This is a genomic window from Legionella steigerwaltii (assembly GCF_001468065.1).
Classification (GTDB): Bacteria; Pseudomonadota; Gammaproteobacteria; order Legionellales; family Legionellaceae; genus Legionella; species Legionella steigerwaltii.
Window position 1 is genome coordinate 51,738 of the sequence record NZ_LNYZ01000008.1, and the last position, 24,578, is coordinate 76,315.

The window sequence follows — 24,578 nt, forward strand, 5'->3', positions numbered from 1 at the left end:
ACTTGATATTCTTCTTATTCTTATTGCTGATGTGTTGTCATTCGCTGACTTGGTTGCTCATATATTTTTGATATATGTCTGATTTAGTCATTGAAAAACAAGGTGTTTTACTTGGATTGTATAAAACATCAAGCTTTAAGTTTTGTTTTAAAAACAGAAAGTTACAATGTGCATGAAATCATATCACATGCATCATTTTTTGCACCATATTTTTTAAAAATGCTTTATTAAGGGTTGATAAAAATCGAATCCAGATGCTTTGAGTCGAGTTAAGATTTGCAAGAATTGTACATGCGATTTTGGCTAAAATGATTCAGGGTGAAAGGTTTTCTTTCACCCTGAGTGAACTACTATTATTGTCCTGCATTCAGATCAGCATTAGGTGCGCCAGTACGAACGCTTTGTAACAACAAGATGCTATTCGTCATTAAAAGACGTTCATGGATTTGGCGATCTAAATAAAGTTGATAATTAATCTCAGCAAGTAAGATCGCGATTTCTTTTTCTACAGTAGCAGGAGCTGCGGTGTTAAGTGACTGAAGCCATTGACTTGATGGACCGCTATTACTACTACTTGTACCTGATTCAGTACCAACTGCTGCAGGCGTACTCGTTCCAGTACCACCGGTACCACTAGTACTACTACTAGGAAATAACCGCCAAGTTGCCATAGTAAATTCAGTCAAGGCTTGGCTCTGTGGGGTTAGATTTTGTCCTGATCCTGATGATTGTGTGCCCTGAGGGGGTTGTTGAGACAATCGTTTGGACATAATGAAGTACAGGTTACTTACGCCCACAGAGGTTTGAGCTGCATAGGTGCGTAAACTTGCAAGATATTTAGCAAGTGTTTGTTGCGCTTTCATTTGTGCGGGAGTAAGAGTAGCCCCCGCCTTAACATTAGCAAACTGCGAAACCAACTGATCATAATCATAACGTTTTGGTAATTTTATAGGAACAACACTACCTGAAACATAGCGAATAAAATTAAGTGCAAGTTGTTCTTGAGTTTGTGCGGTTAGTCCCATATTTCCACCAGTTCCATTTCCAGTTCCAGTTCCAAGACTCTGATTTGAATACATTAATGGTCCAGTTAAGGCGTTGCTATTAAGCTGATTTAAAAATTCTGAAATGTAAGTACCGGCAAAAAATTTGTATGCATTGGGAATGTCTCCTATTACATTTTGAGAGACTTTAGTATTATACAGATAGGGACAAGGATCTATAACCTTAGTTGGAGTTTGACTATTGTCCATACAGAACGTGTAATCCGGTGTTCCTAAAACATTTATTATCGTTTGGCTTACTGGATCTTGTTGAAAATTTTGTTGTGAAGCTTGTGAAGGTTGTTCCGGTAATTGAGGTGGTTGAAGGGATTGATCGAGTAATGGATTCGCAGTAACTGTTGTCGTGGAACCACCAGTTCCAGATCCATTAAAGCCATTAAATGTACTATTAACTTGGCCATTAATCGTTGAAGTTATAGTTGAAGTCACACTATTAGAACTATTAGCAGGTACTAACTGCGCGAAAGGATCTCCTGAGCTTCCAGAACTGGTTTGAGACGAATTCGAACTGCCACTTGTAAACGTGTTTACTGGGATCGAACCTAAATAAGTATTAAACATATAGGTTTGGATTGCTCCTACAATAGGAAAGTTAATCAGATTGTAGCTTATGAGATAGCTTTGTGGATTAGGAGCTTGAGTTACATTAAAACCCAAATAACTACCGAAATTTTGGAAATCCGTGACCAATTGTTGCATGCTAGCAGACATTTGTTGTTGTTGACTATATAACGCAGTTCCATTGTCTGCCGCAGCAGGAAAAACAGTAAAACAAAGCAGATTCAGCAATACCAATTTAGACGACGATACTTTCATTTATTCTTCCCCTTCAAGTGCACGTAAAACAAGTTTTAGACGGTACTGACAAAAAACTCGCGACAATAATCTTAAACGTTCAAATACTATGTTTCTTTTAAGAAAAACCCCCGCTGGATCATGGCTTCCTGTGCTCGTTTCTTCTGCATGGATTAAAACACGCGAAGCACTGCCTGGATGGACTGTATCGATTGCCTGCAGAAGACGCAGTCCTCGACCCGATTTAATATTCCCTACAATACGAATAAATTTCTCCTCTTCGGCTAAGAGCCCCATATCTATTTTTTCTATGTCATCAAGTTCCTTTCCTAACTGCTCCATGGCCTGTTCAAACTCTGGATTTCCATCAAGAGTCCAATCTTCCACACTCTCCATAAAAGTAATCACTCGATAGATCATAGGATCAATATATTCAAACCAGTATTGTGCGGATGCTTCATGACTAAGATCTGGCATTTTTTACTCTTTCTTTACTTAAAATTAGCGGATGGACGAAACCATTACTTACTACTATAGTATATTATGAAAGGTAAAAGAAAGAAGTAAAAAATATGAAAAAGCGGTCGAGAATAATTAGGCTAGTTTCAACGATCATTAATGTTCGAAGGTGGTTCGATTGGGAGCGAATGAAAGCGTTTACCTTATATTTAGGAAATGGCTGTAAACGTCTATTTGTACCTCAGAAAGAAGTCGAAGGGGAATCATTTAATGAAGCAGTGAAGCAGTTGAATCTTAGCGATGAAAATATATTAGCGAAGCAAAAATCATTGTTTCGCCTAAGTATTATTATGGTATTAGCCGCTGTCGTGATTTTGGGATATGCTGGTTTTCAGCTTTTTTATGGTTCGATAAAAGCATTTCTTGTGAGCCTTATTGTTACTATGATTGCACTTGTTTTAGCCTTCCGTTACCATTTTTGGTACTTTCAAATGAAAAATCGTAAACTAGGATGTACCTTTAATGAATGGTATAGGCAGGGGTTGTTGGGAGAGAAGAAATGAATAGGTTGTTAGTTACTCTGCTCCTCCTTTTATGTCCTGGTTTGGTTTTAGCTGATAGTGCTTTGAGTTTTGCCCCTCCTGCTAGTGATTTTTCCGTAGTATTTCTTGGTAATTTATTTGGTGTTGTTGATGGCGTTTTAAGCGGTACTGGTAGCCAAATCATGGGTAACATGTTTGCCGTATTTAACGCTGCGGTTTTGGCATTGGGCGGTATCATTATTATGTACACCCTCATCGTCGCTACTATGAACACCGCTCACGAAGGACAGATGCTTGGGCAAAAGTGGTCCTCTATTTGGATTCCTATTCGCTCCACAGTAGGTTTAGCGTTAATGATCCCTAAGACTTCGGGTTATTGCTTAATGCAAATTTTTGTCATGTGGGTTGTCGTGCAAGGTGTTGGCGCAGCAGATAAAGTATGGAATGCTGCCTTAAGTTATTTGAATCGTGGAGGCGTTATTATCCAGGCCCAACAGATAAATCCAGCCTCCCAACTTACAAATACTTCTGGCACAGATACAGGAGTGAGTAGCATTGCAAACGGCGTGGTCAATATACTTGCCGGCCAAGTATGTATGCTGGGATTACAGACTCAATTGGGGGCTCAACGGCAAGCCCTTCTAGATGCTCAATCGCAACAATCAGGAGCATGTTATGGAATCTCTCAGTCTTCTCCTATGTATCCATTTTGTAACACTGTAGTTCCTGACTTTTTGGGTTCGGTCAATGCGGTTGCTGTGCAAAATAATGCTCCAAACGATGGTGCTTGGAGTGTGGACATGCCCAATTTTGATTCCACTAACCCATATAGTTTTTTAAATGGGATTTGCGGCACGATTACCTGGAAAAGTATTTCCTCCCTTAATCCAACTTTTGCTAATCTTCCGACTAATCCTACTTCAGGAAATAACGTGACCGTTGGCAATAACACATTAACTCCTTCTGAGATTGCCGCCACGCAAATGTCTCGAGCTATTGCAATCCAGCAAATGTATATGGATTTGACTCCGGTGGCTCGAACTATGATCACGAATGATCCAGGAATACCATTCAATCAACCCCCTACGGACTCCACTACTGGAACTAGCACTTTTTCTCCAGTTGCGAACGAACAATTTGGTGTGCCATATAAACAAAATGGAACAGTGTGTCAAAGTTATAATAGTGGTACTGCGCAAGCAGATAAATGCGTTATATGGGGACCTACACAAGGATCTGCAATTGGTGGAACTTTGTTTACTGGTATAGAATTACTCAATGCGATTAATGATTATAACGGCATTATGATGCCAACGGTTAATCTATCACGCCTAATTAATACAGCAAATAATAATAATAATGCCACCAGCTTTATAAACCAGGCCGAGACGCAAGGATGGATTATGGCCGGCGCTTATTTTTTTAATTTAGTACAAATTCAGGGGACGTCATCCATAGCGAATGCAAGTCAAACCGATACAGACACTGGCTTGGGCGGAAGTACCTTTAACCCTCAATCGATTACGAGCCCATTTGTAATAGGCACAAATGGTACGAGTGTTACCTGTGGCCCAGGAAATATGACGGATAAAAATAAAGATTTTACTTTATTATGTACTTGGTTTAACCAAAATAATGCTCCTGTATTAGCCGTACAATCTTTAATTACTTCAAGTCCCACAGATAAAAAACCTTCTTGGTCATCCAATATGACTGCGGTTGGTGGTCCTCCCTCATCTACAGTATATGGTTTTATTAACAATGGGCTGATGATGCAAACCCCGGGCCAACCAGGGGTAGCGCCACTCACTTTTGCGAATACCATTAATTTCAGTGTGAGTACCTCGTTGTATCGATTGCAGCCACAAAACTTTTCTTGTGGTGAAGTAAAACCTTTCTTCTCAATTTGTTTAGGACAAATACTTGGAAACATATTTTATAACATCATCTTAGTGACCGTATATAATCTGTTTCTTGATATCTTTGGGCAGATTATCAATAGTGTGGTTTTGGCATTCTTAATGATTCCATTACAAGGAATGGCAGCAATCTTTCAACAGGGACTCCAGATTATCGCGGCTCCCGGGGTAAACCCAGTTGTTGCATTGGCAAATATGGGAAATGAGTACATCAATTTTGCTGGTAACTTATGGATGCTCTTATTGAATATGGCGGTATCCAGCGCGTTAATCCCAGTATTTGGTATCTTTATTTTTGCCATGATGTCTTTAGCCATGCCGCTTGTTATCGCCTGGGTTGGGGTCATGGTCAGCGTAGGCTTTACAACAGCTTATTACATTCCAATATTACCTTATATGATCTTTACCTTTGGTGCTTTGGGTTGGTTAATCTCAGTAATCGAAGCGATGGTTGCAGCACCTATTGTTGCCTTGGGTGTGACACATCCTGAGGGACATGACGCATTTGGTAAAGGTGAAGCAGCAATCATGATCTTGGTGAATGTGTTCCTACGACCTTCCATGATGATTATTGGATACATTTCTGCCATTGCGTTATCTTATGTAGGCGTGTGGGTTCTGAATGCAGGATATGATCAGGCTATAGCATTTATACAACAAGAGAATACCAATAGTGCTTCGCTCGCTGCTGGAGTCTGGTCTTCTGGTGGAACGGATTCGCCTTCTGGTACAGGTGGGTATTCTGATTGGGCTGGAATTTATGCATTCTTCTTCTCAATATTAACTTATACCACTTTGTACTTAGTGATTATCCAAAAAGCATTTACACTGATATCCTATTTACCCGACAAAGTCTTACGATGGATTGGAGGTACTCCCGAAAGCCTGGGTCAAGAAACCGCACAATGGGGTGAGGAAGTAAAAGGTAAAACTCAAGAAGCAGGTAAGGAAACCCAAACTGCACAAGGACAAATCGATAAGACACTCGGTGGCTATGGTACGAAAGCTGTTGGTGCAGTTAAAGGTGGGCTGGGCAAACTTGGTGGCAGTGGAGATGTTTCAGCCTCAGGTAACGCGACTCCGAGTAGCGATAAAGAAGGTGGCGGTAAGAAGAAGGGAGGCGGCAAGGGCCTAGGTGGTGTAGGTAAGTAATAATTGGTAAAAATGATTGTCATTTTTCTTCTGGATGTGAGAGAGTTTGACAATCATTTTTTTATGAAATGAATGATTTTTGTAAGTCAATCGTATAACTATTAGATACCGGTGTTTGTATTATGAAGGAATTATCTGCCCCTAAAAGTACTGTGAGCCCAGATGTGGCTGAAGACAAACTTAAAGCTTTGCAAAAAGCAAAAATCGATCAAGATCTATTTATCCAGGCGTTATTTCAATTTTTGCAAAGGATGTTTGATTCAACTCTAAAATACGAAATTGATTCCGAAGCAAAAACTAAGTTAACTGATCTAGCTAAAGATTGTGGCTATCAAGACTTACCTACTGCTTTAAATTCTGCAAAAAATGCACGCGGACAGTCCCCACTAACTCAAGCACTGCAAAACCAAGATTTCTCTCTGGCGCAATCTTTACTGGATTCAGGCGCGAAATATGATGTCCAATCAATGGATGAATATGGTATTGCAATTCATAGTCAGCGAGGACAACAGGCGCTTCAAGAACACACAATCACTGCTCCTGAGGGTGCTTTTCAATCACGCCCAGATGAATTGCATCGAGTTAAAGAATTTGGTCTTGTGCTGGGTATCGTCATGGTAAGTGTCGATAATACATCTTCTCAACGAGCAGAGGTTGGTCCTACTTATGCATTGATGACAGAGGCAGTAAGCGACTACAGTTGTAGTAACCAACCTGCAAAAGAGGACTTCGAGCAAATCAAAGAAGCGTTCGTTTTTACAAATAGAGAAGCAAAATTTGAATTCAGCACTCCTGAAGGGAGCCCTGAAGCAGGCGCTGCGCTTTCTGAGCGAATAAAAGACAGAGAAGTAACCTCAGTCCCTATCAATTGTAATGGACATGCCATGGGTTTATCCTTTGTGCCGGTTGAAGGAAATCGCGACAAAACTTATTTAGTATTCACTAATAGAGGGGAAGGAGCGAAAGGAAAATATGGGACGCAAATCTACGAGGTGGATACGAAGGATGTGACCCCAGATTTTATAAACAAGGTGATGAGCGGTCATGATCAAGGACTATCACACGCACAAGTTATGGCTGAAATTCATCAGGTTACTAAAGGTAAAGAGCCAATATATACTATCGATCAGAAAAAGCAATCATATGATAATTGTACTATAGCGAATACCCGCGCAAACATTCATGGGGTTCTCCTATGTCAAGAAGCAAATCGCAGAGGTGGCTTTGAGAATGTGACACCAGAGGTGAAAGCTGAAGTTAAAGGACGATATAAACAGTTTACTAGTGATATGAGAGATAAAAAAGTCCAAAAATTGGAAGGCTTGTTACAAGATCATCCCAGCGATCCTGATTTAAAAGCTCTGGCTAAGGGGTTTATGGAAAAACCCAATCATAAACATTCGGATGTATTACAAGCTGCAGTTACTGAAGAAATCCCCATGAAAGCGATGAAATAGAGAATTTGCAGTGCTATTAGAAGGGGGATTTAATCTAATTTGTCTATGAAAAGTTACTCTAAAGATCGCTGCAATAGTTAAGATCATCTTGACGTTTTTTCGTGAATGTTCCAAACGCTTTGGTGAGTCTATTGTTGATATTCTTTAGCGCCAGCAATAATTAATTTGTATACCCGCTCACTAATAATACCCTGTTCGAATTTCGCTTTTGCATCCCAAGTCATAAGCTGGCCCTTTTGGCGTACTAATTTACGTGTAGCAGAGGTTACATCATTAGGATCGCTTTCAAGTAAAATATCTCGGACCTCTTCGTCAAATACAAGATACTCTCTTAAAGCGACTCGTTTTTCGTCTACTGTAGGCACAAGTTTTTGCCAAATACACAATCTAATCGTTTCCAAAATATCAATAGTTCTTCCTAAACGCTCTTCACCTGAGAATGAGGTGACAAGACGGCGCATGGTTTCAGCAACACCCGAGGTGTGCAAGGTTGTATATACTGGGTGCCCAGTAAGTGCAGCTTCCAATGCGGCACTGATTGTTTCTGCATCACGACACTCACCCACCATAATTAAACGTGGTTTACGACGTAAAGCGTTTCTTACCCCATCAGCAAAACTTGGCAAGTGGCGAGGAATTTCTGACTGGCTTACTACAGCAGATATGGTTTCAATTTCATCATAAACAAATTCTATTGGCGATTCATAGGTCAATACTTTACGGTTTGAATCTTCCGTTTCAATTAGGTCACGAATAATAGAAGCCAATAATGTCGATTTACCCGAACCTGTTGCTCCTGTTATAAATACGATTCCCTCTTGAGGAGCAATTGCTTCAAGCACATTATCTGGCAGATTCATCGTCTCAAGTCTAGGAGGTGTTGTAGGAATTGTTCTTAAAGTAATCTGAATGGCATCATGACCTTCTACAAGACATGCTGTTCCATTGACCCGGTACCTGTATCTAACTCCACGATTAGGGCGGAATTCATAGTGAGTATCAATATCCTTACCTGAAAGAAGCTGTGTTGTGGCGTTAGGGCCATAGATTGCATTAATTAAATCACCGAGTTCTGTATTGGATAAACGACGATTTGTGATGCGTAAAAGTTTTCCATACACCTCTGCGTAAATCGGTTCGCCTGTTTGAATTGTAATATCAGAAGCACTTAAGCGTTCTGTATGTTCCAGCATTTTATCCATAAACAGTGGCGTAAAACGTGTTGGTTCATCAGGCATTAAATAAGTTTTATTGTTCATACTTAAAATCAGTGAATACTATTGTTATCGTTAACTGGGGCAATCGTAGGCTGCCAGGATTTATCTGTTATTATAATTTTAGAACGATTTGCTAATTTTTCCATGTTTTTAAATTGTTCTAGCGCATTTTCATCTTTAGACACTGCAGCTCTCCACTGCTCGCTATTCACATTTAGAGCAGGCAATGCAGTAATTCTTAGTACTCTATCGTCAATATGAATTTCAGAAGCATCACCTGTAATCCCCAAGTCTGTATGAGAAACAAAAGGAGGGGTGACCATATTCATTGCCAATAACTTCCTGTAAAGAATCATTCCAGTAAAATCTTCTTTGATGCGGGCTATGTTTTCCTCAAGAATGGTATTGGCTTGAGCAATACCATTATTCCAGCCTTTTTCTACGTACAGACACCATATCTTCTTCTCTACCTTGGTCTTAGGCAGCAAAGTCCAGTGAGGGTATTCCGGTTTTACATAATCCAACCATAAGTATTGCCGCCAATTTGGTGGTGTAGTAACAAAATGTGCTTGTTTTGCCACTCTGTATGTACGATCGGAAATGCGAATGGTTTGGGCATCCGCAAGATTGAGGGTATTCCTGCCTTCTAAGAGTACTGGGGGCAAAATGTTATGCTCTAGAATCAAAGAATTAAAATCATAAATGGCGTCGAGTCTGCGCGATTGTCTAATAAGATGTTCATCAATAATTTTGGCTCGATTTGCCAGGCCAGCTTGGGCGCCAAGACTTAAAGCAGTTTCCTTCAAAGCAATTTGACGAATTTTACCGTTTTGTCTTTTATTTCTATCCTTTTGGTTAACATTGGCCATAGCTTGTAGTCCTGCTAATGAGTTTGTATCACCCATATATTTTGATGAGTGACATCCAATCAATAAAGCAGATAAAACAACTATTAAACTAGGAATAAATTTTGGCATAGCGCAATTCAACAACCTGACTGTTAGGGTATACGTGAATATTAGCTTTTTGAGCAGCTTGGTAATCAATATCACGCAGGATTTCAGCTAAACTTTGATCTTTAATATTAAGACTAATTAATATCGGAATTGAAGGGGCTTTTCCTAAAACACGGAGCCTGAAATGTGCTGATTTGGCAATACGAGCAGTTAACTCTTCAATAGGGCCAGACCAGTCTACGCTTGCTCTGGCTTGTAAGTTATACGCATTAGGTATAGTCAATGTGTTGTCTACAGGCGGCGGCATAATTACTTTTTCGACTCGAGCCATTTCATGCATGGAATCACTTACCGATACTGCTGCCTCTGCTAATTTTATGTTAGCGTCATCACTGGGATTGTTCATTGGTGGCTTTTTAAAGAGCACACCATGTTTACAACCTACAAGCAGGATTGAAACAATAAATAGCATGACAATCTTGTTGTTCATTCAATGTTCTTAATGTCTTGGATTATTCGTTTGATTGAAACAGGAGCTAGGCTGCTTGTCAAGCCTATAAATAAGGAATTGTATGAATTTAAATGAAAATAAATTTCGAAAAAATTTTTGACTTTAATTATTTGCAGCCTGGGCGCAGTAAAATGAACTGCTGGGTTTTTGAGTGTATAAAAGTTCCTGGTTCGCCTGTTCAGAAGCTCAATTGAGTTTCTCAAATAATGCATATACAACTTGGCCTGCTTGTTTCAGTTTAATTTGTCGCCACTTTTTTTCATCTAACTGAATTACAGAAGGAGACTCCACATAAATCAAACCTCCCCGTTTGAGAATATTGCTTTGCGTTATATTTGAAATACATTGAGGGAGGTAGGTTTGTGCAAAAGGAGGATCCAGAAAAATAATATCGAATTCTTCTTGGCTGTGCTGAAGATACCGTACTGCATCTGTTTGGAGAAGTCTGAGTTTTGGACTGTCGAATGAGGTAATTATTTTTTGTAAATTGGCATAAGCTTTGGGTGATTGTTCAAGGAACACAACTTGCCCAGCACCTCGGGAAAATGCTTCCAAACCTAAAGCACCACTCCCTGCAAAAGCATCCAGGCAGTGTGCTTCTCTGATGTCATGCATCAGCCAATTAAATAAAGTCTCACGCACACGATCCGGGGTGGGACGCAGGCCTTCTACATCTGGGAAAGGTAGTTTTTTTCCGCGATATATCCCGCCTATAATACGAACAACCTGTTTCACGATTTACCCACAGTGACTAGTAATAATTTATCGGGATTGACTTGTTGTTTGAATGCTTGTTGTACTTGTTCACTGGTTATCGCATTGACACGAGCAGTATAGGTGTCAAGAAAATCTTCCGGTAAATGATAAAAAGTCATGCGCAATAAAAGCGTTGCAATACTGCGATTACCTGATAAAGAAAGTGGAAAACTCCCAATGAGATATTGTTTTGCAGCATTCATCTCTTCATCAGTAGGCCCCTGATCAATGTAGGTTTGCAAAACACTCTGAATCACATCCAATGCTTCTTTCGTTTGTTTGTTCTTGGTTGATAAGCTGATGAGGAAAGGCCCGTTTCCTGACATAGGAGCAAACTGACTTTCTATCCCGTAAGTTAAGCCACGTTTTTCCCTGACCTCCACTGCAAGTCGGGAAACTAAAGCACCTCCTCCTAAAATATAATTTCCTACAAGGAGAGGAAAATAATTGGGAGTATGATGATCAATACCAATCTGGCCAAGGCGTATCATCGTTTGTGATGATGGAAATGGAATATTGATTGTTTCTGCATGAGTGAGTTGGGTAGCTTTAGGTATAGCTGGGGCTGGTTGTCCTTCTGGAAGTTCTTGAGTCAATTGATCGGCAAGTTTGTGTGCTGCCTCGCTACTAATTGCTCCCACCATAACCAGAATGGCGTTTTTTGCAACATAATAACGTTTGTTAAATTCAATCAATTGGCTTTTATTCAGTGCATTGACCGTCGCAGCTGTCCCACGAACAGGATGTGCGTAGGGATGCTGTTGGTATAAAGCCTGAAAAAAGCCGATCTGGGCTACGTCATTAGGTGAATCCTGAGACTGTTCAATGGCCATCAGTTGTTGTTTCTTTTCTCTTGAAAATGCTGCATCAGGAAAGTCGGGATGATTAATGATTTGAGTAAAGGTATAACCCGCTTTGGATAGCGCCTCTTGGCTAACTAATGTTCTAAGACTAAATACCACCATATCTCTATTGATTTCGACTTTATATTGAACGCCTACGTCAGCCAGAGATTCAGCTACGGCTGTTGCAGTTTGACCAGAATTTCCCTGATTCATCATGCTGCTGGTTAAGGCACTGAGTCCATATTGGTTTTCGTCATAGGCGGATCCCGCCGCAAAAGCGATGCTGATATCAAGCATAGGTACTTCCATAGCTGGATAAAAAACAACTTGAACTCCATTTTTAGTGAACCATTTTTCGGTTTTGAATGTACTCGCAGTTGCTGGATGTGACAGTCCAATCGTTATTGCCAAAATACATGCGCTAAAAATTCTCATGGTGTCACCTTTTGTGTTTGAGGTTCTAAAATTGCAGTAGTCATATTCTTTTCTTGAAAATAACGTTGGGCTGTTTGCTGAATTTGTTGTGGTGTAATAGCATTGATTGCTTGCGTATAACCCACACTTTTTTTCCAACCAACTCCGATTGTTTCTAAAAGACCTAATTCAGAAGCTTGTCCGTAAATGGAGTCTTTTTCAAAAGTTTTTTGCGCGATGATTTGATTTTTAATGCGTTGCAATTCGGCATCACCTACCAGATTTTTTTTCAAATCATCCAATTCTTTAAGAAGTCCACTTTGTAAATCGCCAATTGTATGATTTTGATTAGGGGAGCCATACACGATAAACTGGGTTTGATATCTTGTGTAGGGGTTGTAATAGGTATCTGCATCATTAGCAATATGCTTGCTACGAACTAGATTCTTAGAAAAACGAGCGCTTTCACCCGCGTCTAAAATTCCAGCGATGAGCTCTAAAGCATAAGGCTCATATGCTTCTTTGGCAGTATTTACGCTGGGAACTGAGTAGCCTATCATGAGTAAAGGTAATTTTGCCGCAGTGTGAATATGAACAATCTTCTGACCTAATTCAGGTGGTTCTTTTTTTAATTTTCGTTCAGGAATGGGTTGTTTGGGCAACGCGCCAAAATAATTTTCTGCTAAAGCACGAACTTGTTCTGGATTAACGTCCCCAACAACCACCAAAGTCGCATTATTCGGTGCATAATATTTTTTATACCATTCCCTCAGATCTTCAACCTGCATTTGTTTCAAATCACTCATCCAGCCAATAACAGGATGATGATAAGGAGCACTTAAGTGCGCCGCTGCCAAAAAACGCTCAAAGGCGAGTGCTTGCGGATTATCATCTGTACGCAGACGTCGCTCCTCCTGGATTACTTTGATTTCTTTATTAAATTCATTGGCATCGAGAAGCAAATGATTCATACGATCTGCTTCCAGCTCAAAACTGGTAGCAAGTTTTGAAGCATCTGTTTTTTCAAAAAAAGCAGTATAATCATTACTGGTAAATGCATTCGCTTGGGCACCCATTTCAGCTATGGTTTTGGAAAAGACGCCTAAAGGAAATTTTTCAGTGCCTTTAAACATCATGTGTTCCATTGCATGGGATATGCCTGTAATCCCACCAGGCTCATCGGCGGAGCCTACGTTATACCAGATCATTGATACGGCAATAGGAGCTCGGTGATCTTCTTTAACTAATATTTTTAATCCATTATTCAAGATAAACTCTTGAACTTGGCTGAAGGTCTGGCAAGATAGTACCATGAGTAAAGTAAAGAGTATTTTGCGCACAACTTAACCTCAAAGTAAAAAAGATGATAGAATTTCATATTTTTCAGGATTTGTATACTATATGATTAAATGGTTTAAGCGAAGTCATGATTCTACCCCTGCAGAGGCTGATCAGTCACAAAGTGTTACTGATTCATTGCCCCAAGCTCCTGTGGAGGTAACTGAACAAAACCAAGACCTTGTAAAAGAAGGGATTTTTGCACGTTTCAGGAAAGGATTAAGTAAAACACGCCACCAGCTAGGTGATGGAATTGGGCGCTTGTTGCTCGGCAAAAAAGAAATCAGCCAAGATTTGTTGGATGAGCTAGAAACCCTTTTAATCAGCGCTGATTTGGGTATGGAGACAACACAAGCCGTATTAAAGCAGTTGACTGAAAGCTTAGCCCGTAAGCAGTTATCCGATGGCAATGCTGTTTATGATGCGCTGAAATCTCATTTACAAGCAATTTTAAGTCAAAACAACCAACCTTTAACTTTAGAAACCGCAGATCATGCTCCATTTGTTATTTTAATGGTCGGAGTGAACGGTGCTGGTAAAACGACTACTATAGGGAAACTGGCGAAACAATTTCAGCAGCAAGGTAAGAAGGTCATGCTGGCTGCGGGAGATACTTTTAGAGCAGCGGCAGTGGAGCAGTTGCATGTTTGGGGGGAGCGGAATGATATTCCCGTGATTGCCCAGCATACGGGAGCAGATAGTGCTTCAGTAATTTTTGATGCCTTGCAAGCAGCAAAAGCGCGTAAAATAGATATATTAATTGCTGATACGGCGGGTCGGCTGCATACACAAGACAATTTAATGGACGAATTGAAGAAAGTGAAACGAGTATTGCAAAAACTTTGTCCAGAAGCTCCTCATGAAACGATGTTGATATTGGATGCAAGTATCGGGCAAAATGCTTTGGTTCAGGCCCGACAATTTCATGAAGCAGTAGGACTGACTGGGATTACCATGACTAAATTGGATGGTACAGCTAAAGGCGGGATTTTGTTCGCTATCGCAAATGAACTAGGAATACCCTTTCGTTATATAGGGATTGGTGAAGGGATAGAGGATTTACGACCCTTTGATGCAGCGCAATTTGTTGGTGCACTATTCAATGATCACATTTGACCAAGTAACTAAACGTTATCCAGGCGGTTTTGAAGCACTAAGTCAAGTGAATTTTTCCTTAAAAAAAGGAGAAATGGTTTTTCTTACTGGGCATTCAGGAGCAGGAAAAAGCACCTTACTAAAATTGATCGCTCTTTTAGAATGGCCTACTTCGGGTCAATTAACGGTAAATGGCCTGCGTTTGAATCACTTAAAAAAGCGCGATGTTGCTGCGCATCGCAGTCAACTGGGTATTACGTTTCAATCACCCTATTTACTTAATGATCGTACAGTATTTGATAACGTTGCATTACCATTACAAATTCAAGGTATGGCATATCCCATGATTGCCAAAAGAGTGCACGCTGCCTTGGATATGGTGGGTTTATTAAGCAAGGAAAAAATGCTTCCTGTCCATTTATCAGGTGGTGAGCAGCAACGTGTAGGAATTGCGCGTGCAGTTGTGCATAAGCCCTCCGTATTATTGGCTGATGAGCCTACAGGAAATCTTGATCCCAAACTTTCTACAGAAATCATGTCTATTTTTGAACAGTTTAATCAAGTGGGTGTAAGTATATTAATTGCTACACATGATTTGGCATTGATAGCAGGAATGAAGCATCGCATTGTCATGCTCAAAGGAGGACGGATGTGTTAAAGCGAGCAAAAGCAATCCTTTCTTATCATCTGCAGGCAGCAGTACAAAGCTTAAATTTATTATGCCGAAAACCTTTGGCAACTATGATGACTTCTATTGTGATCGCTATTGCTTTAGCCTTACCAGCCCTCTTTTGGGTATTTTCTGATAATATAGCCAAATTAACTGCAAGCTGGCAGCGTGGAGGACATATCTCTCTTTATTTAAAACCCGGTTTATCTGAAGCAGAACAGCAGCTTGTACTACAAAAAGTGCGTGAAACGGATGGTGTAGCTCAAGTTTCCTTAAAATCCTCTACTGATGGTTTGTCAGAATTAACCCATCAAGAGGGGATGCAGGATATTATGCGTTATCTTCCTGAGAATCCTTTACCTGCTTTAATAGATGTAGTACCTGCACTGATTGTTGATTCACCTGCAAAATTGGATTTATTAGCGCGGCAGTTAAAAACTGTATCCCAAGTAGAAAATGCAAAAGTTGACATGGAGTGGATAAGTCGTTTGCATGCCTTGCTAGGTTTTGCAGCGAAGTTTGCCGATGCATTGCTGGCTTTATTAGCAATGGCAGTAATTATGATTGTTGGCACTACCCTGCGTTTAGCGCTTCATAGTCGACAAGAAGAAATTCAGGTTTTAAAGTTAATTGGAGCAAAAGATCCTTTTATTCTTAGACCTTTTTTGTATTCAGGTGTTTGGTATGGTGCTTTAGGCGCTGTTTTTGCTGTTTTTATGGTTAATATTTTTATTTTCAGCCTAGGTGCGGCTGTAAATCAGTTGGCAGTTGCTTATCAAATGCACTATCCGTTAACAGGCCTGTCAGTGCGGCAGATCTTGCTACTTGTCTTGTTTGCCATTATACTAGGATGGATGGGTGCACGTTTATCTGTAAAACGTCAATTGGCTTCCATTGAACCACAATTATGAGTTTTTGTTCTTACTTTTCACCTAATTTTTACAGAGAAATTTTAGAGGAAGAAGCATGAGTCAATATTTGCAACTTGCCGAAATGAATTTACCTGTGGGCAGTCTTGATTCTTACATTCACAGGGTTAATCAAATTCCTATGTTATCATTAGAGGAAGAGATTGCCTATGCTGAGCGTTTTCATTCTGAAGGGGATCTTGAGGCTGCACGACATTTAGTTCTTGCTCATTTGCGTTATGTTGTTCGCGTAGCTCGTGGTTATTTAGGCTATGGCTTGCCTTTGAATGATTTAATTCAGGAAGGCAATATTGGATTAATGAAGGCGGTAAAACGTTTCGATCCTAAGATGGGTGTACGTCTTGTCTCCTTTGCAGTGCACTGGATAAAAGCAGAAATTCATGAATTTGTTTTACGCAACTGGCGTATTGTTAAAATTGCTACAACTAAAGCACAGCGTAAATTATTTTTTAATCTTCGCCAAATGAAAAATCGTTTGGGTTGGATGAGTCATGAAGAAGTGACTGCTGTAGCAAACGATTTGGGCGTAAGTTGTGAAGATGTTTTAGTCATGGAACAACGTTTGAATGCAATGGACACACCTTATGATGCTCCTGATGCAGATGATCATGATGAATTTTTTACAGCCCCTGAGCGTTACTTGTTTAATGCGAATGACGACCCTTCTATAGTGTTAGAAAAGGAAAGTGCTGGGGAGCAAGGCCGTGAGAAGTTGATGCTTGCCCTAGAGCAATTAGATGAGCGCAGTCAGGATATTTTACAACAGCGTTGGTTAGCTGAGGAAAAGCTGACATTACATGATTTGGCTAAAAAATATGGTGTGTCTGCTGAGCGGGTCCGACAGCTTGAAAAAAACGCCATGAAAAAATTGCGACAGTATATAGAAAGTGTTTAAAAACGTAGGTTGGGCCTTGGCCCAACACTACAGATTCACATCAAAAAATCACAAACCAATCGTTCAACTCGTTCATCAAATAGAACGCTCACATGATTTGCCTCAGGGAGTAGACAAAGTTTGGCACCTGGGTATTTTTTACAAAATTCAATCGATTCTTTAGTGCTAATCGTTTTATCGAGCTCCCCGTGAATGCATAAAAAAGGGATATTAGGTGATTGAGAAATGAAATGGCGTAGGCGCACTAGCTTGATATCAAAACGTGCTTGCTGCTGCATTACCTGGCGTAATTGCAGATACCCATGACCACTTAGCTTAAATTTTTTTGCGATTCGGTTAACAGGACTACGCATTTGTGTTGGTGATGCTATTAAAATCGCACGCTCGGGTTTTTGGTTCAATTGCCAATCGGGAAGTTGACCGGCTACATTCAAGGTATTAAGTAGCATAGAACCACCAAAAGAATGTCCAATAACTCCATAAAAAGGGCCATATTGATTGATTGTATCCTTTAAAATTGCAACCGCATCAGTCCAAGGTAACTGCAACCCCTTGGCCTCACCATGTGCAGGAAAATCAAGAGCATATACTTCATATCCTTGTTGATGTAGCACTCTGATTAGGCGCGCCATATAAGCTGCGCGTGATATCCATCCATGAGTGATCAATATTTTTTTTCCTTTTGAGTTTTTCTGTGGCGCAAAACGATGCAATACATGATGGCGTGGAAATTCATTATGTATGACTTCCGTACGCCGCCCCTCAATAAACTCACAAGCCAGTTTTGCGATATCCCTATACTCTTTTTCCAATGGCAAAAAGATAGGAGTAATAAAAGCCTGATAACACAGTTGTGCGTGTAAAATATCTCGTACATGGATTAATGATGAAGTTATCATAATTATATCCCCTTCAGAGTTTACTTTAAGTTTAGTCTAAAAAAGAATAAATAATCGTTTAATAAGCATTGCTCACTAATGGTTAATGTCAAGTTAAGGAAAATCCGAGAAGAGGGGGAGAGAAGATACTAGGGTATAAGATGGTCGTGATCCGGCTAAATTATACTTAATATATTTCATAACTTTATCTCTTTAGCTCAATTTTATAAACTAGGGTCATAAAGAATTTAATTTTGGTTTATTTTAGGGAGCTTGGGATGCATACTTCAAATAATATTTATCATGATAATGGACAGGAGTTTCATGGCTTTATGGCTTATGATAAGGCACTTGCTGGCCCTCGTCCTGCAGTATTAGTTGTTCATGATTGGTCCGGTCGTAATGAGTTTGCATGTGAGAAGGCAAAATTACTTGCTCAGATGGGTTATGTTGGTTTTGCTGTAGATTTATATGGTCACGCTCAACTTGGTTCCACTACAGAAGAAAAACAAGCGCTGATGAAACCGTTGGTTTCCGATCAAAATTTATTACGCCGACGCATCCAAGCAGGATTAACTGCCGCATGTTCTATGTCCGAAGTCGATAGCAAACGAGTAGCAGTTATTGGATTTTGCTTTGGCGGTATGTGTGCACTTGAGTTAGCACGTTCTGGAGCTGATCTCAAGGGAGTAGTTAGCTTTCATGGTTTGCTGCATAAACCTGGCAGTCTAAAATCTGAACCAATTAAAGCTAAAATTTTAGCTTTGCATGGCTATGACGACCCTATGGTTCAGCCCGATCAGGTGCATGCATTTTGTAAAGAGATGACTGAAGCAAATGCGGATTGGCAAATGCATATGTATGGGCATGTGCAGCATGCTTTTACGAATCCACTTGCACATGATACGCAACTGGGAACCATTTATAATGAGGTTGCTGCTCAACGTTCCTGGCAATCCATGACCAATTTTTTGCAGGAAATTTTTAGGTAAATAGCTCTTCTATTAGGTGAAGCGAAGTAAAATTCGAGTATTTAGGACTGTTTCGCTTCGTTTCATCTAGACTGCTCATGGTTTTTGGTTAACGAACGGATGGATTAGCGGAACAGGGAATAAAAAGTTAAAAAAAATATTTCAAATAGGGCTCGATTGTAATTCGACAAACAATTATAATCCCCGAAAAATAATCTTACTTCCGTGTTTTTTTCCATAAGCCTTTTACTTTGATGCTAAATATAATATATTGAGAATGTAATTTCTTGCTCGCTTCTTTTTATTAAAAAAAAGCAATAAAATCAATTAAACTGTGGAAAAATAGCGCAATTAGTAGGAGTGGACCAATTTGAGTTTTTCATCCGGTTATAACACTATGCAGTTGCATCATTTTTTTGAGCAGTCAGTTGATAATTATTCAAGCAATATTGCCTTAATTTGCGATAACGCATTTATTTCTTATCAAGAATTAGAAAATCGCGCAAATCAATTAGCCCATTTTCTTTCTGAAAACAAAATATCCAAAGGGAGCATTGTCGGTATTCTATTAGAACGCTCTGTAGAATGTTATGTCGCTATACTTGCCACGTTAAAAACAGGTGCTGCTTATGTGCCTATTGAAGTAGATTACCCAGACGAGCGCATTAATTATATTTTTTCTGATCTACCTTTTGATGCTGTTTTAACTTCGTCCATGCAATTGGTTCAAAAAAACCTGACATGGCCAACTACTTACACACTTGACATACTTGCTGAAGAAATTTCTAAACGCCCTACACAAAGATTAATTCAAGAGGGTTTGAGTCCCGATGACTTGTGTTACATCATTTACACTTCAGGCTCAACAGGAAAGCCTAAAGGAGTGGAAATTACACAACGCAGCATTTGTCACTATGTTCAAGTTGCAAGTAAGCTTTATGATATAACCAGTAATGATAAGGTATATCAAGGATTTTCTTTAGCATTTGATGCTTCTTTAGAAGAGTTTTGGATGGCCTTTGCCAATGGTGCCGCTCTTATTGCGTGCACGGCAAAAGAAGTCCGTTCTGGTTTAGGTTTAGTTTCCTTTTTACAACAGCACCGCGTTAGTGTTTTTTCAACAGTGCCTACATTATTGTCTACTTTAGAGGGACAGTTGCCTGATCTGCGCCTTTTAATCTTAGGAGGCGAAACGTGCCCATCTACTTTAGTTAATCGGTGGAGTAGAGAGGGACTGAGGATAATCAATACGTATGGTCCTACTGAGGCAACGATCGTCGCAACTTATGCGGAGTGTCATCTCGAAAAAGAAATCACTATTGGAAAACCCCTGCCAGGTTATGAAGTACTTATTGTGGATGAACAACTGCAAGCAGTAGCGGATGGTGAAGAAGGTGAGTTGTGTATTGCTGGAGTTGCGTTGGCTCGAGGTTACGTCAATCGACCGGAAAATACAGCCGAAAAATTTGTTTTAAACCCAGCAAATAAAAATCAGCGTTTATATCGAACAGGTGATTTGGTTTCAAGAGATCCTAATGGTGACTTACATTTTGCAGGGCGCGTGGATGATCAAATCAAATTGCGCGGATTTCGCATTGAATTAAACGAAATCGAAACAGTGATTATGCAATATGCTGGAATTAAGCAGGCGGTGGTTTCTTTACATGTACTGGAACAGCCTACCCTGGTTGCTTATTTGATCCTTGATAAAAATCATGTACTTGATGTAAATGAGCTTAAAGACTTTTTAAGATCGCGTTTACCCGATTACATGCTACCTGCGTTAATTGAAATTTTAGATGCTTTTCCAGTTTTGGCGAGCGGTAAAGTGAACCGAAAAGAGCTCCCTAAACCAGCACAACAAAAGACAGAAAATATTTATAAAGCACCTGATTCTGAACTAGCGCGTGAAATTGCACTTGTCTGGGAAAAAGTGTTTGATTGTCAAAATATTTCTGTAAACGCAGACTTTTTCTATGATTTAGGTGGGCATTCATTACATGCTGCTAAAGTGATTTCTAACTTACGTAAAATACCTGCCTTAAAAAATATCTCAATTCTTGATTTATATAAAAATCCAACAATCAGTCAGTTGGAGCAAAAATTTAATGATCCTAATGCTAATCCTCAAGTGAACGAGGAGCAATTGGCTAAGAAAAAATATAGGGCACCTCAGTGGAAGTATTATTTATGTGGTGTCGGTCAATTTTTTGGGTGCTTGTTGCAATATGCAGTAGGTACGTTACAACTATTGGCCGTTATTTTGTGTTACAGCTGGGTTAGTTCTGAGTATTCAATTATTTCCAGAGAATCACAGCTTGCGTTTTTAGCCTTGTTTTTATCTATGCCCATCATTTCACTATTTATTACCATCTGTTTGAAGTGGATATTACTTGGCCGTGTGAAACCTGGTGAATATCCACTTTGGGGATGGTTTTATTTTCGTTGGTGGTTAGTACAAAGACTGCTCAAGAATTTGTTTTTAGCTAAATTTTTGGTTGGCTCACCATTAGCAGCCATATATTATCGATTGTTAGGTGCCAAAATAGGAAAAAACTGCCATTTGGGTTCCATGCAAGTTTCTGCCCACGATTTGTTAACTATAGGTGATAATACTTCTATAGGGTCTGATTGCAGACTTAATGGTTATATAGTTGAAGATGGCTGGTTAAAGATAGGCTCTATCCACATAGGTAATAACTGCTATGTAGGTTCACGTGCGGTTGTGGGTTTAAATACTCAGATCGAAGACAATGGGGTTTTGGATGACATGTCCATGCTTCATAATCAAGGATTAATTCCTCAAGGAGCTTATTTTGCTGGTTCTCCTGCATTGCCTGGTACTGTTCCTGCAGATCACATAACCCGGAAAAAAATTGCAGTCGAAGAGTCTACTATGCTGGAGAATACCCTTTTTGGTATTTTGCATTATTTAGGTGTTGTGTTTGTCATGGTGGTGTATTACTTATGCCTAATACCCTCCATCTCTTTGATTAGCTATTACTATGATCAAAGCCACTATTTCACCACAATGTTTTTTGCTATACCTTTAGGCGCGATACTCTTTTTAGGATTATATTATTTATGCATAGTAATCTGTAAAAAGATCATTATGGATAAGATAAAACCAGGTGAATATCCCTTAAAGAGCTTTTATTATTTCCGCCATTGGATTATGGTGAAATTATTGGATGGCGATGAAATCTCAGTGATGGCAGATACCTTGTACTTGCCTATGTTTTTACGCTTACTCGGTGCAAAGCTAGGTAAAGGGGTTGAACTGGGAGAAACACCCCATATTATTCCTGATCTGGTAACCATTGAAGAAGGTGGCTTTGCCGCCAGTTCAGTCGCTTTGGCTTGGCCCAGCGTGTGTAACGGTTTTATTTCTTTTGCGCCAGTAACTGTTGGACGAAGAGCTTTCGTAGGTAATGTAAGTTTATTACCAGCGGGTAAATCGATGGGGGAAGGTGCTTTATTAGGATGTTTATCAGTGACGCCACCAGGAGATAAAGCAACGGCGCCTTATTCTGCTTGGTTGGGGTCGCCAGCTGTCTTTCTGCCAAAACGAGAATTATTTGTTGGTTTTTCCGATAAGGATACGTTTTATCCATCTAAAAAACTCTACTGCATGCGTTTAGTCATTGAGTTTATGCGAATTATTTTACCATCAACATTCTCATTGATTGCTTTATTCAATATGCTTTATGTTTTAGATTATATGTTAAGCGAATACTCTTGGTTCATTACAGCGCTGGTTCTACCACCAGCCGAAATGTTCTTTACGGTTTGCCTTGTTGGTGTATTGGTAGCTCTAAAATGGCTGATGTTGGGTAAATTAAAACCATTAACCAAGCCTATTTGGGACCCATTTATTTGGAAAAATGATGTTATTGAGTATTCATATAACTATTATACGAACCCACATTTAACGAATAAAGTTTTGGGAACACCTTTCGCGCTTTGGATACACCGTTGTCTAGGAACTAAAGCAGGAAAAAGGATTTTTACAGACAGTGCTGAGTTTTCAGAGTTTGACTTAATTACTATAGGTAATGATGTCTGTATTAATGCAGAGACAATTATCCAAACTCATCTCTATGAAGATAGAATATTTAAAGTATCTAATGTAACTATCGGTTCTGGTTGTAATATAGGCGTCGGTTCAATTGTTCTCTACAACACGTTAATGGAAGAAAATTCTTCTTTAGGAAGCCTTTCTTTATTAATGAAGGGTGAGCGTTTGCCGGAAAATACCCATTGGGCAGGTATTCCTGCTCAATCGACAGCTCTTGGAGCTCAACATCAGCAAGTTGCTCCACAGCCAGCGATTACAGAAGAAGTTCCAGAAGAAGCGATTCCAGAATTATTGTAGCCTGGTTGTTTGCAAGGAGTCTCTAGAACTAGAATGTGTCTATTAAATCCTGGCTGCAAGCAGCCAGGCTAGATGCTTTTAAAAGATGTTATTAAATCACATGTGAGCTGTAGGCTGATCAACTAACTGATTGGATTTGATATAATCAAATAACTGGGGTGCAACTTCCAAGATATGCAATAAACTAGGAAAAGCCCTATCAATCTCTACCTGGTTTTTTCGTTCCATATTAAAAACAATCCAATTTATCCAACACTTATGGATGCTCGCGTAGAATGCATTTTCCAGGTTATCCTGCAATTTACATCCTGTACTACGATATCCATCAATGAATTGCAATAAAGCATTTTCGTTAAACCCATTATCTGTCGCAATTCCTGAGAAGGTAATTAATCCCGTAAAAAATTCCATGTCAGGATTAATCAAACCAGCTAATTCCCAATCGATAATCTTAAGATCAATTTGCTCTGTACCCGTATCAACAAGGAGGAGATTGTGCGGCTGATAATCACCGTGTCCATAAACCATGTGTGCTCGACTTTGTTGATAAGCAGTTTGGGTTTTCTCAGCTATTTTGGCAAACTTATCTGTCAATTGTGGGTATTTAGGTAATAACTCGTTCAACCGAATAAAATTCAGTGAATAGTTGTATTCAAATATTTGGCCTTTAAATAGATTGTTCAGATTAAGAGTTTGACCTAATTGGCCATTATGGATTTGACCTAATAATTTACCTGCTTGAAATGCTTGCTTAGCTTCCACAGGACCTATGGGGCCAGCAAGTGTACGTGAAGGAACATAAGGATAGACTAATACAAAAAAATGATCATATTCAAACACTCGTTCATAATTGATAGCCTTGGCTAACACTCCTGGTATTTGATGTTCATCAACAAAAAATTTTTGCAAACGTTCCATATTATTGTAATCGTGCTTTGTTCTAGCGCGTGGAGCGGTTCTATCAACAATTTTGATAACATACTCATTTACTTTGTCTTCGCAACTTGTTTTTACATGGAGCACCCTATTAGTCAAACCGCTATTTAATTCCTTCGGGGATTGTACTAATTGACCCAATTTATAATGGGTTAACACAGCATTAATTAAGGGATCATTAAAATGATTAGGTATTATTTTTTCCAACGAAGAATGCATGAAAATCCTTATTTTCCAATAAATTGCGTCATCGTAAGATAAATACAATGAGTAATCAACTAAGATTGCAATGCTGGAAAATAGTGTAGCCTGCTTGCTTGCAACCAGGTTTTTCTAGAATGTATCCATTAGATCCTGGCTGCAAGCAGCCAGGCTACATTCAAGTAGGCCTACGTTCTGTGGTT

Annotated in this window: 19 protein-coding genes; 9 read left to right on the forward strand and 10 right to left on the reverse strand. The window is 39.5% G+C overall.

The genetic code is table 11. The features are described 5' to 3' along the window. Positions 1–353: 353 nt before the first annotated feature. Together icmX and icmW are read right to left on the reverse strand one after the other, a co-directional pair. Positions 354–1,880 carry a type IVB secretion system protein IcmX gene (gene icmX / locus Lstg_RS05600; RefSeq protein ID WP_058476679.1) on the reverse strand — a complete coding sequence of 509 codons (1,527 nt, stop codon included), beginning with the start codon at positions 1,878–1,880 and terminating at the stop codon, positions 354–356. After that, positions 1,881–2,336, reverse strand: a complete 456-nt coding sequence (icmW, locus tag Lstg_RS05605; protein ID WP_058476680.1) for a type IVB secretion system protein IcmW — start codon at positions 2,334–2,336, stop codon at positions 1,881–1,883. It abuts the gene before it with no gap. Between the two features lie 95 nt (positions 2,337–2,431). Here icmW and icmV point away from each other — a divergent pair, with 95 nt between their 5' ends. The 3 genes from icmV to ankD all read left to right on the forward strand — a co-directional run bounded on the left by icmV (position 2,432) and on the right by ankD (position 7,388). Further along, positions 2,432–2,881: a type IVB secretion system protein IcmV gene (icmV, locus tag Lstg_RS05610; protein ID WP_058476681.1), complete on the forward strand. Its 450-nt coding sequence runs from the start codon at positions 2,432–2,434 to the stop codon at positions 2,879–2,881. Beyond that, positions 2,878–5,931: a type IVB secretion system protein DotA gene (gene dotA, locus Lstg_RS05615; protein WP_058476682.1), complete on the forward strand. Its 3,054-nt coding sequence runs from the start codon at positions 2,878–2,880 to the stop codon at positions 5,929–5,931. The genes icmV and dotA overlap by 4 nt, the downstream gene beginning before the upstream one ends. A 122-nt stretch (positions 5,932–6,053) precedes the next feature. Beyond that, entirely contained in the window at positions 6,054–7,388 is a 1,335-nt protein-coding gene (gene ankD / locus Lstg_RS05620; protein ID WP_058476683.1) for a Dot/Icm T4SS effector AnkD/LegA15, read from the forward strand. Between the two features lie 128 nt (positions 7,389–7,516). On the opposite strand, the gene dotB is transcribed toward ankD, so the two are convergent. The 6 genes from dotB to Lstg_RS05650 form a co-directional block, all read right to left on the reverse strand. Beyond that, positions 7,517–8,647, reverse strand: a complete 1,131-nt coding sequence (gene dotB, locus Lstg_RS05625; RefSeq protein WP_058476684.1) for a Dot/Icm type IV secretion system ATPase DotB — start codon at positions 8,645–8,647, stop codon at positions 7,517–7,519. 8 nt (positions 8,648–8,655) lie between these two features. Then, entirely contained in the window at positions 8,656–9,582 is a 927-nt protein-coding gene (locus Lstg_RS05630) for a type IV secretion system DotC family protein (RefSeq protein WP_058476685.1), read from the reverse strand. Continuing rightward, positions 9,563–10,051: a type IVB secretion system lipoprotein DotD gene (gene dotD / locus Lstg_RS05635; protein ID WP_058476686.1), complete on the reverse strand. Its 489-nt coding sequence runs from the start codon at positions 10,049–10,051 to the stop codon at positions 9,563–9,565. The genes Lstg_RS05630 and dotD overlap by 20 nt, the downstream gene beginning before the upstream one ends. A 207-nt stretch (positions 10,052–10,258) precedes the next feature. Beyond that, complete coding sequence (rsmD, locus tag Lstg_RS05640; RefSeq protein ID WP_058476687.1) at positions 10,259–10,807, reverse strand: 16S rRNA (guanine(966)-N(2))-methyltransferase RsmD; 549 nt, start codon at positions 10,805–10,807, stop codon at positions 10,259–10,261. Continuing rightward, positions 10,804–12,108, reverse strand: a complete 1,305-nt coding sequence (locus Lstg_RS05645; RefSeq protein ID WP_058476688.1) for a M16 family metallopeptidase — start codon at positions 12,106–12,108, stop codon at positions 10,804–10,806. The genes rsmD and Lstg_RS05645 overlap by 4 nt, the downstream gene beginning before the upstream one ends. Beyond that, positions 12,105–13,427: a M16 family metallopeptidase gene (locus tag Lstg_RS05650; protein ID WP_058476689.1), complete on the reverse strand. Its 1,323-nt coding sequence runs from the start codon at positions 13,425–13,427 to the stop codon at positions 12,105–12,107. The genes Lstg_RS05645 and Lstg_RS05650 overlap by 4 nt, the downstream gene beginning before the upstream one ends. A gap of 61 nt (positions 13,428–13,488) precedes the next feature. Between Lstg_RS05650 and ftsY the strand changes: the two genes are divergently transcribed. Genes ftsY through rpoH form a run of 4 tightly spaced genes read left to right on the forward strand, consistent with a single transcriptional unit; the run spans position 13,489 to position 17,014 of the window. Continuing rightward, positions 13,489–14,541, forward strand: coding sequence for a signal recognition particle-docking protein FtsY (gene ftsY / locus Lstg_RS05655; protein WP_058476690.1), 1,053 nt, complete (start codon positions 13,489–13,491; stop codon positions 14,539–14,541). Then, the gene (ftsE, locus tag Lstg_RS05660) at positions 14,528–15,178 is read left to right on the forward strand and encodes a cell division ATP-binding protein FtsE (RefSeq protein WP_058476691.1); all 651 of its coding nucleotides are present in this window, start codon (positions 14,528–14,530) and stop codon (positions 15,176–15,178) included. The genes ftsY and ftsE overlap by 14 nt, the downstream gene beginning before the upstream one ends. Then, on the forward strand, positions 15,172–16,101 hold the full coding sequence (ftsX, locus tag Lstg_RS05665; RefSeq protein ID WP_058476692.1) for a permease-like cell division protein FtsX: 930 nt from the start codon (positions 15,172–15,174) through the stop codon (positions 16,099–16,101). Before ftsE ends, ftsX begins: the two co-directional genes overlap by 7 nt. Positions 16,102–16,156: 55 nt before the next feature. Then, positions 16,157–17,014: an RNA polymerase sigma factor RpoH gene (gene rpoH / locus Lstg_RS05670; RefSeq protein ID WP_058476693.1), complete on the forward strand. Its 858-nt coding sequence runs from the start codon at positions 16,157–16,159 to the stop codon at positions 17,012–17,014. 35 nt (positions 17,015–17,049) lie between these two features. On the opposite strand, the gene Lstg_RS05675 is transcribed toward rpoH, so the two are convergent. Then, on the reverse strand, positions 17,050–17,913 hold the full coding sequence (locus Lstg_RS05675) for an alpha/beta hydrolase (protein ID WP_058476694.1): 864 nt from the start codon (positions 17,911–17,913) through the stop codon (positions 17,050–17,052). A gap of 257 nt (positions 17,914–18,170) precedes the next feature. Between Lstg_RS05675 and Lstg_RS05680 the strand changes: the two genes are divergently transcribed. Both Lstg_RS05680 and Lstg_RS05685 read left to right on the forward strand, forming a co-directional pair. Further along, complete coding sequence (locus tag Lstg_RS05680; protein ID WP_058476695.1) at positions 18,171–18,884, forward strand: dienelactone hydrolase family protein; 714 nt, start codon at positions 18,171–18,173, stop codon at positions 18,882–18,884. A gap of 349 nt (positions 18,885–19,233) precedes the next feature. Further along, complete coding sequence (locus tag Lstg_RS05685) at positions 19,234–23,238, forward strand: Pls/PosA family non-ribosomal peptide synthetase (RefSeq protein ID WP_238585377.1); 4,005 nt, start codon at positions 19,234–19,236, stop codon at positions 23,236–23,238. A 96-nt stretch (positions 23,239–23,334) separates the two neighbouring features. Here Lstg_RS05685 and Lstg_RS05690 read toward each other — a convergent pair whose 3' ends face one another. Next, positions 23,335–24,393 (reverse strand): aminoglycoside phosphotransferase family protein, encoded by a 1,059-nt coding sequence (locus Lstg_RS05690; protein ID WP_058476696.1) that lies wholly within the window; start codon positions 24,391–24,393, stop codon positions 23,335–23,337. Positions 24,394–24,578: the final 185 nt, after the last annotated feature.

Coding starts and splice junctions, on each gene's coding strand:
- icmX (WP_058476679.1), bottom strand. CDS start 1,880: ATGAAAGTATCGTCGTCTAAATTGGTATTGCTGAATCTGCTTTGTTTT.
- icmW (WP_058476680.1), bottom strand. CDS start 2,336: ATGCCAGATCTTAGTCATGAAGCATCCGCACAATACTGGTTTGAATAT.
- icmV (WP_058476681.1), top strand. CDS start 2,432: ATGAAAAAGCGGTCGAGAATAATTAGGCTAGTTTCAACGATCATTAAT.
- dotA (WP_058476682.1), top strand. CDS start 2,878: ATGAATAGGTTGTTAGTTACTCTGCTCCTCCTTTTATGTCCTGGTTTG.
- ankD (WP_058476683.1), top strand. CDS start 6,054: ATGAAGGAATTATCTGCCCCTAAAAGTACTGTGAGCCCAGATGTGGCT.
- dotB (WP_058476684.1), bottom strand. CDS start 8,647: ATGAACAATAAAACTTATTTAATGCCTGATGAACCAACACGTTTTACG.
- Lstg_RS05630 (WP_058476685.1), bottom strand. CDS start 9,582: ATGCCAAAATTTATTCCTAGTTTAATAGTTGTTTTATCTGCTTTATTG.
- dotD (WP_058476686.1), bottom strand. CDS start 10,051: ATGAACAACAAGATTGTCATGCTATTTATTGTTTCAATCCTGCTTGTA.
- Lstg_RS05645 (WP_058476688.1), bottom strand. CDS start 12,108: ATGAGAATTTTTAGCGCATGTATTTTGGCAATAACGATTGGACTGTCA.
- ftsY (WP_058476690.1), top strand. CDS start 13,489: ATGATTAAATGGTTTAAGCGAAGTCATGATTCTACCCCTGCAGAGGCT.
- ftsE (WP_058476691.1), top strand. CDS start 14,528: ATGATCACATTTGACCAAGTAACTAAACGTTATCCAGGCGGTTTTGAA.
- rpoH (WP_058476693.1), top strand. CDS start 16,157: ATGAGTCAATATTTGCAACTTGCCGAAATGAATTTACCTGTGGGCAGT.
- Lstg_RS05675 (WP_058476694.1), bottom strand. CDS start 17,913: ATGATAACTTCATCATTAATCCATGTACGAGATATTTTACACGCACAA.
- Lstg_RS05680 (WP_058476695.1), top strand. CDS start 18,171: ATGCATACTTCAAATAATATTTATCATGATAATGGACAGGAGTTTCAT.
- Lstg_RS05690 (WP_058476696.1), bottom strand. CDS start 24,393: ATGCATTCTTCGTTGGAAAAAATAATACCTAATCATTTTAATGATCCC.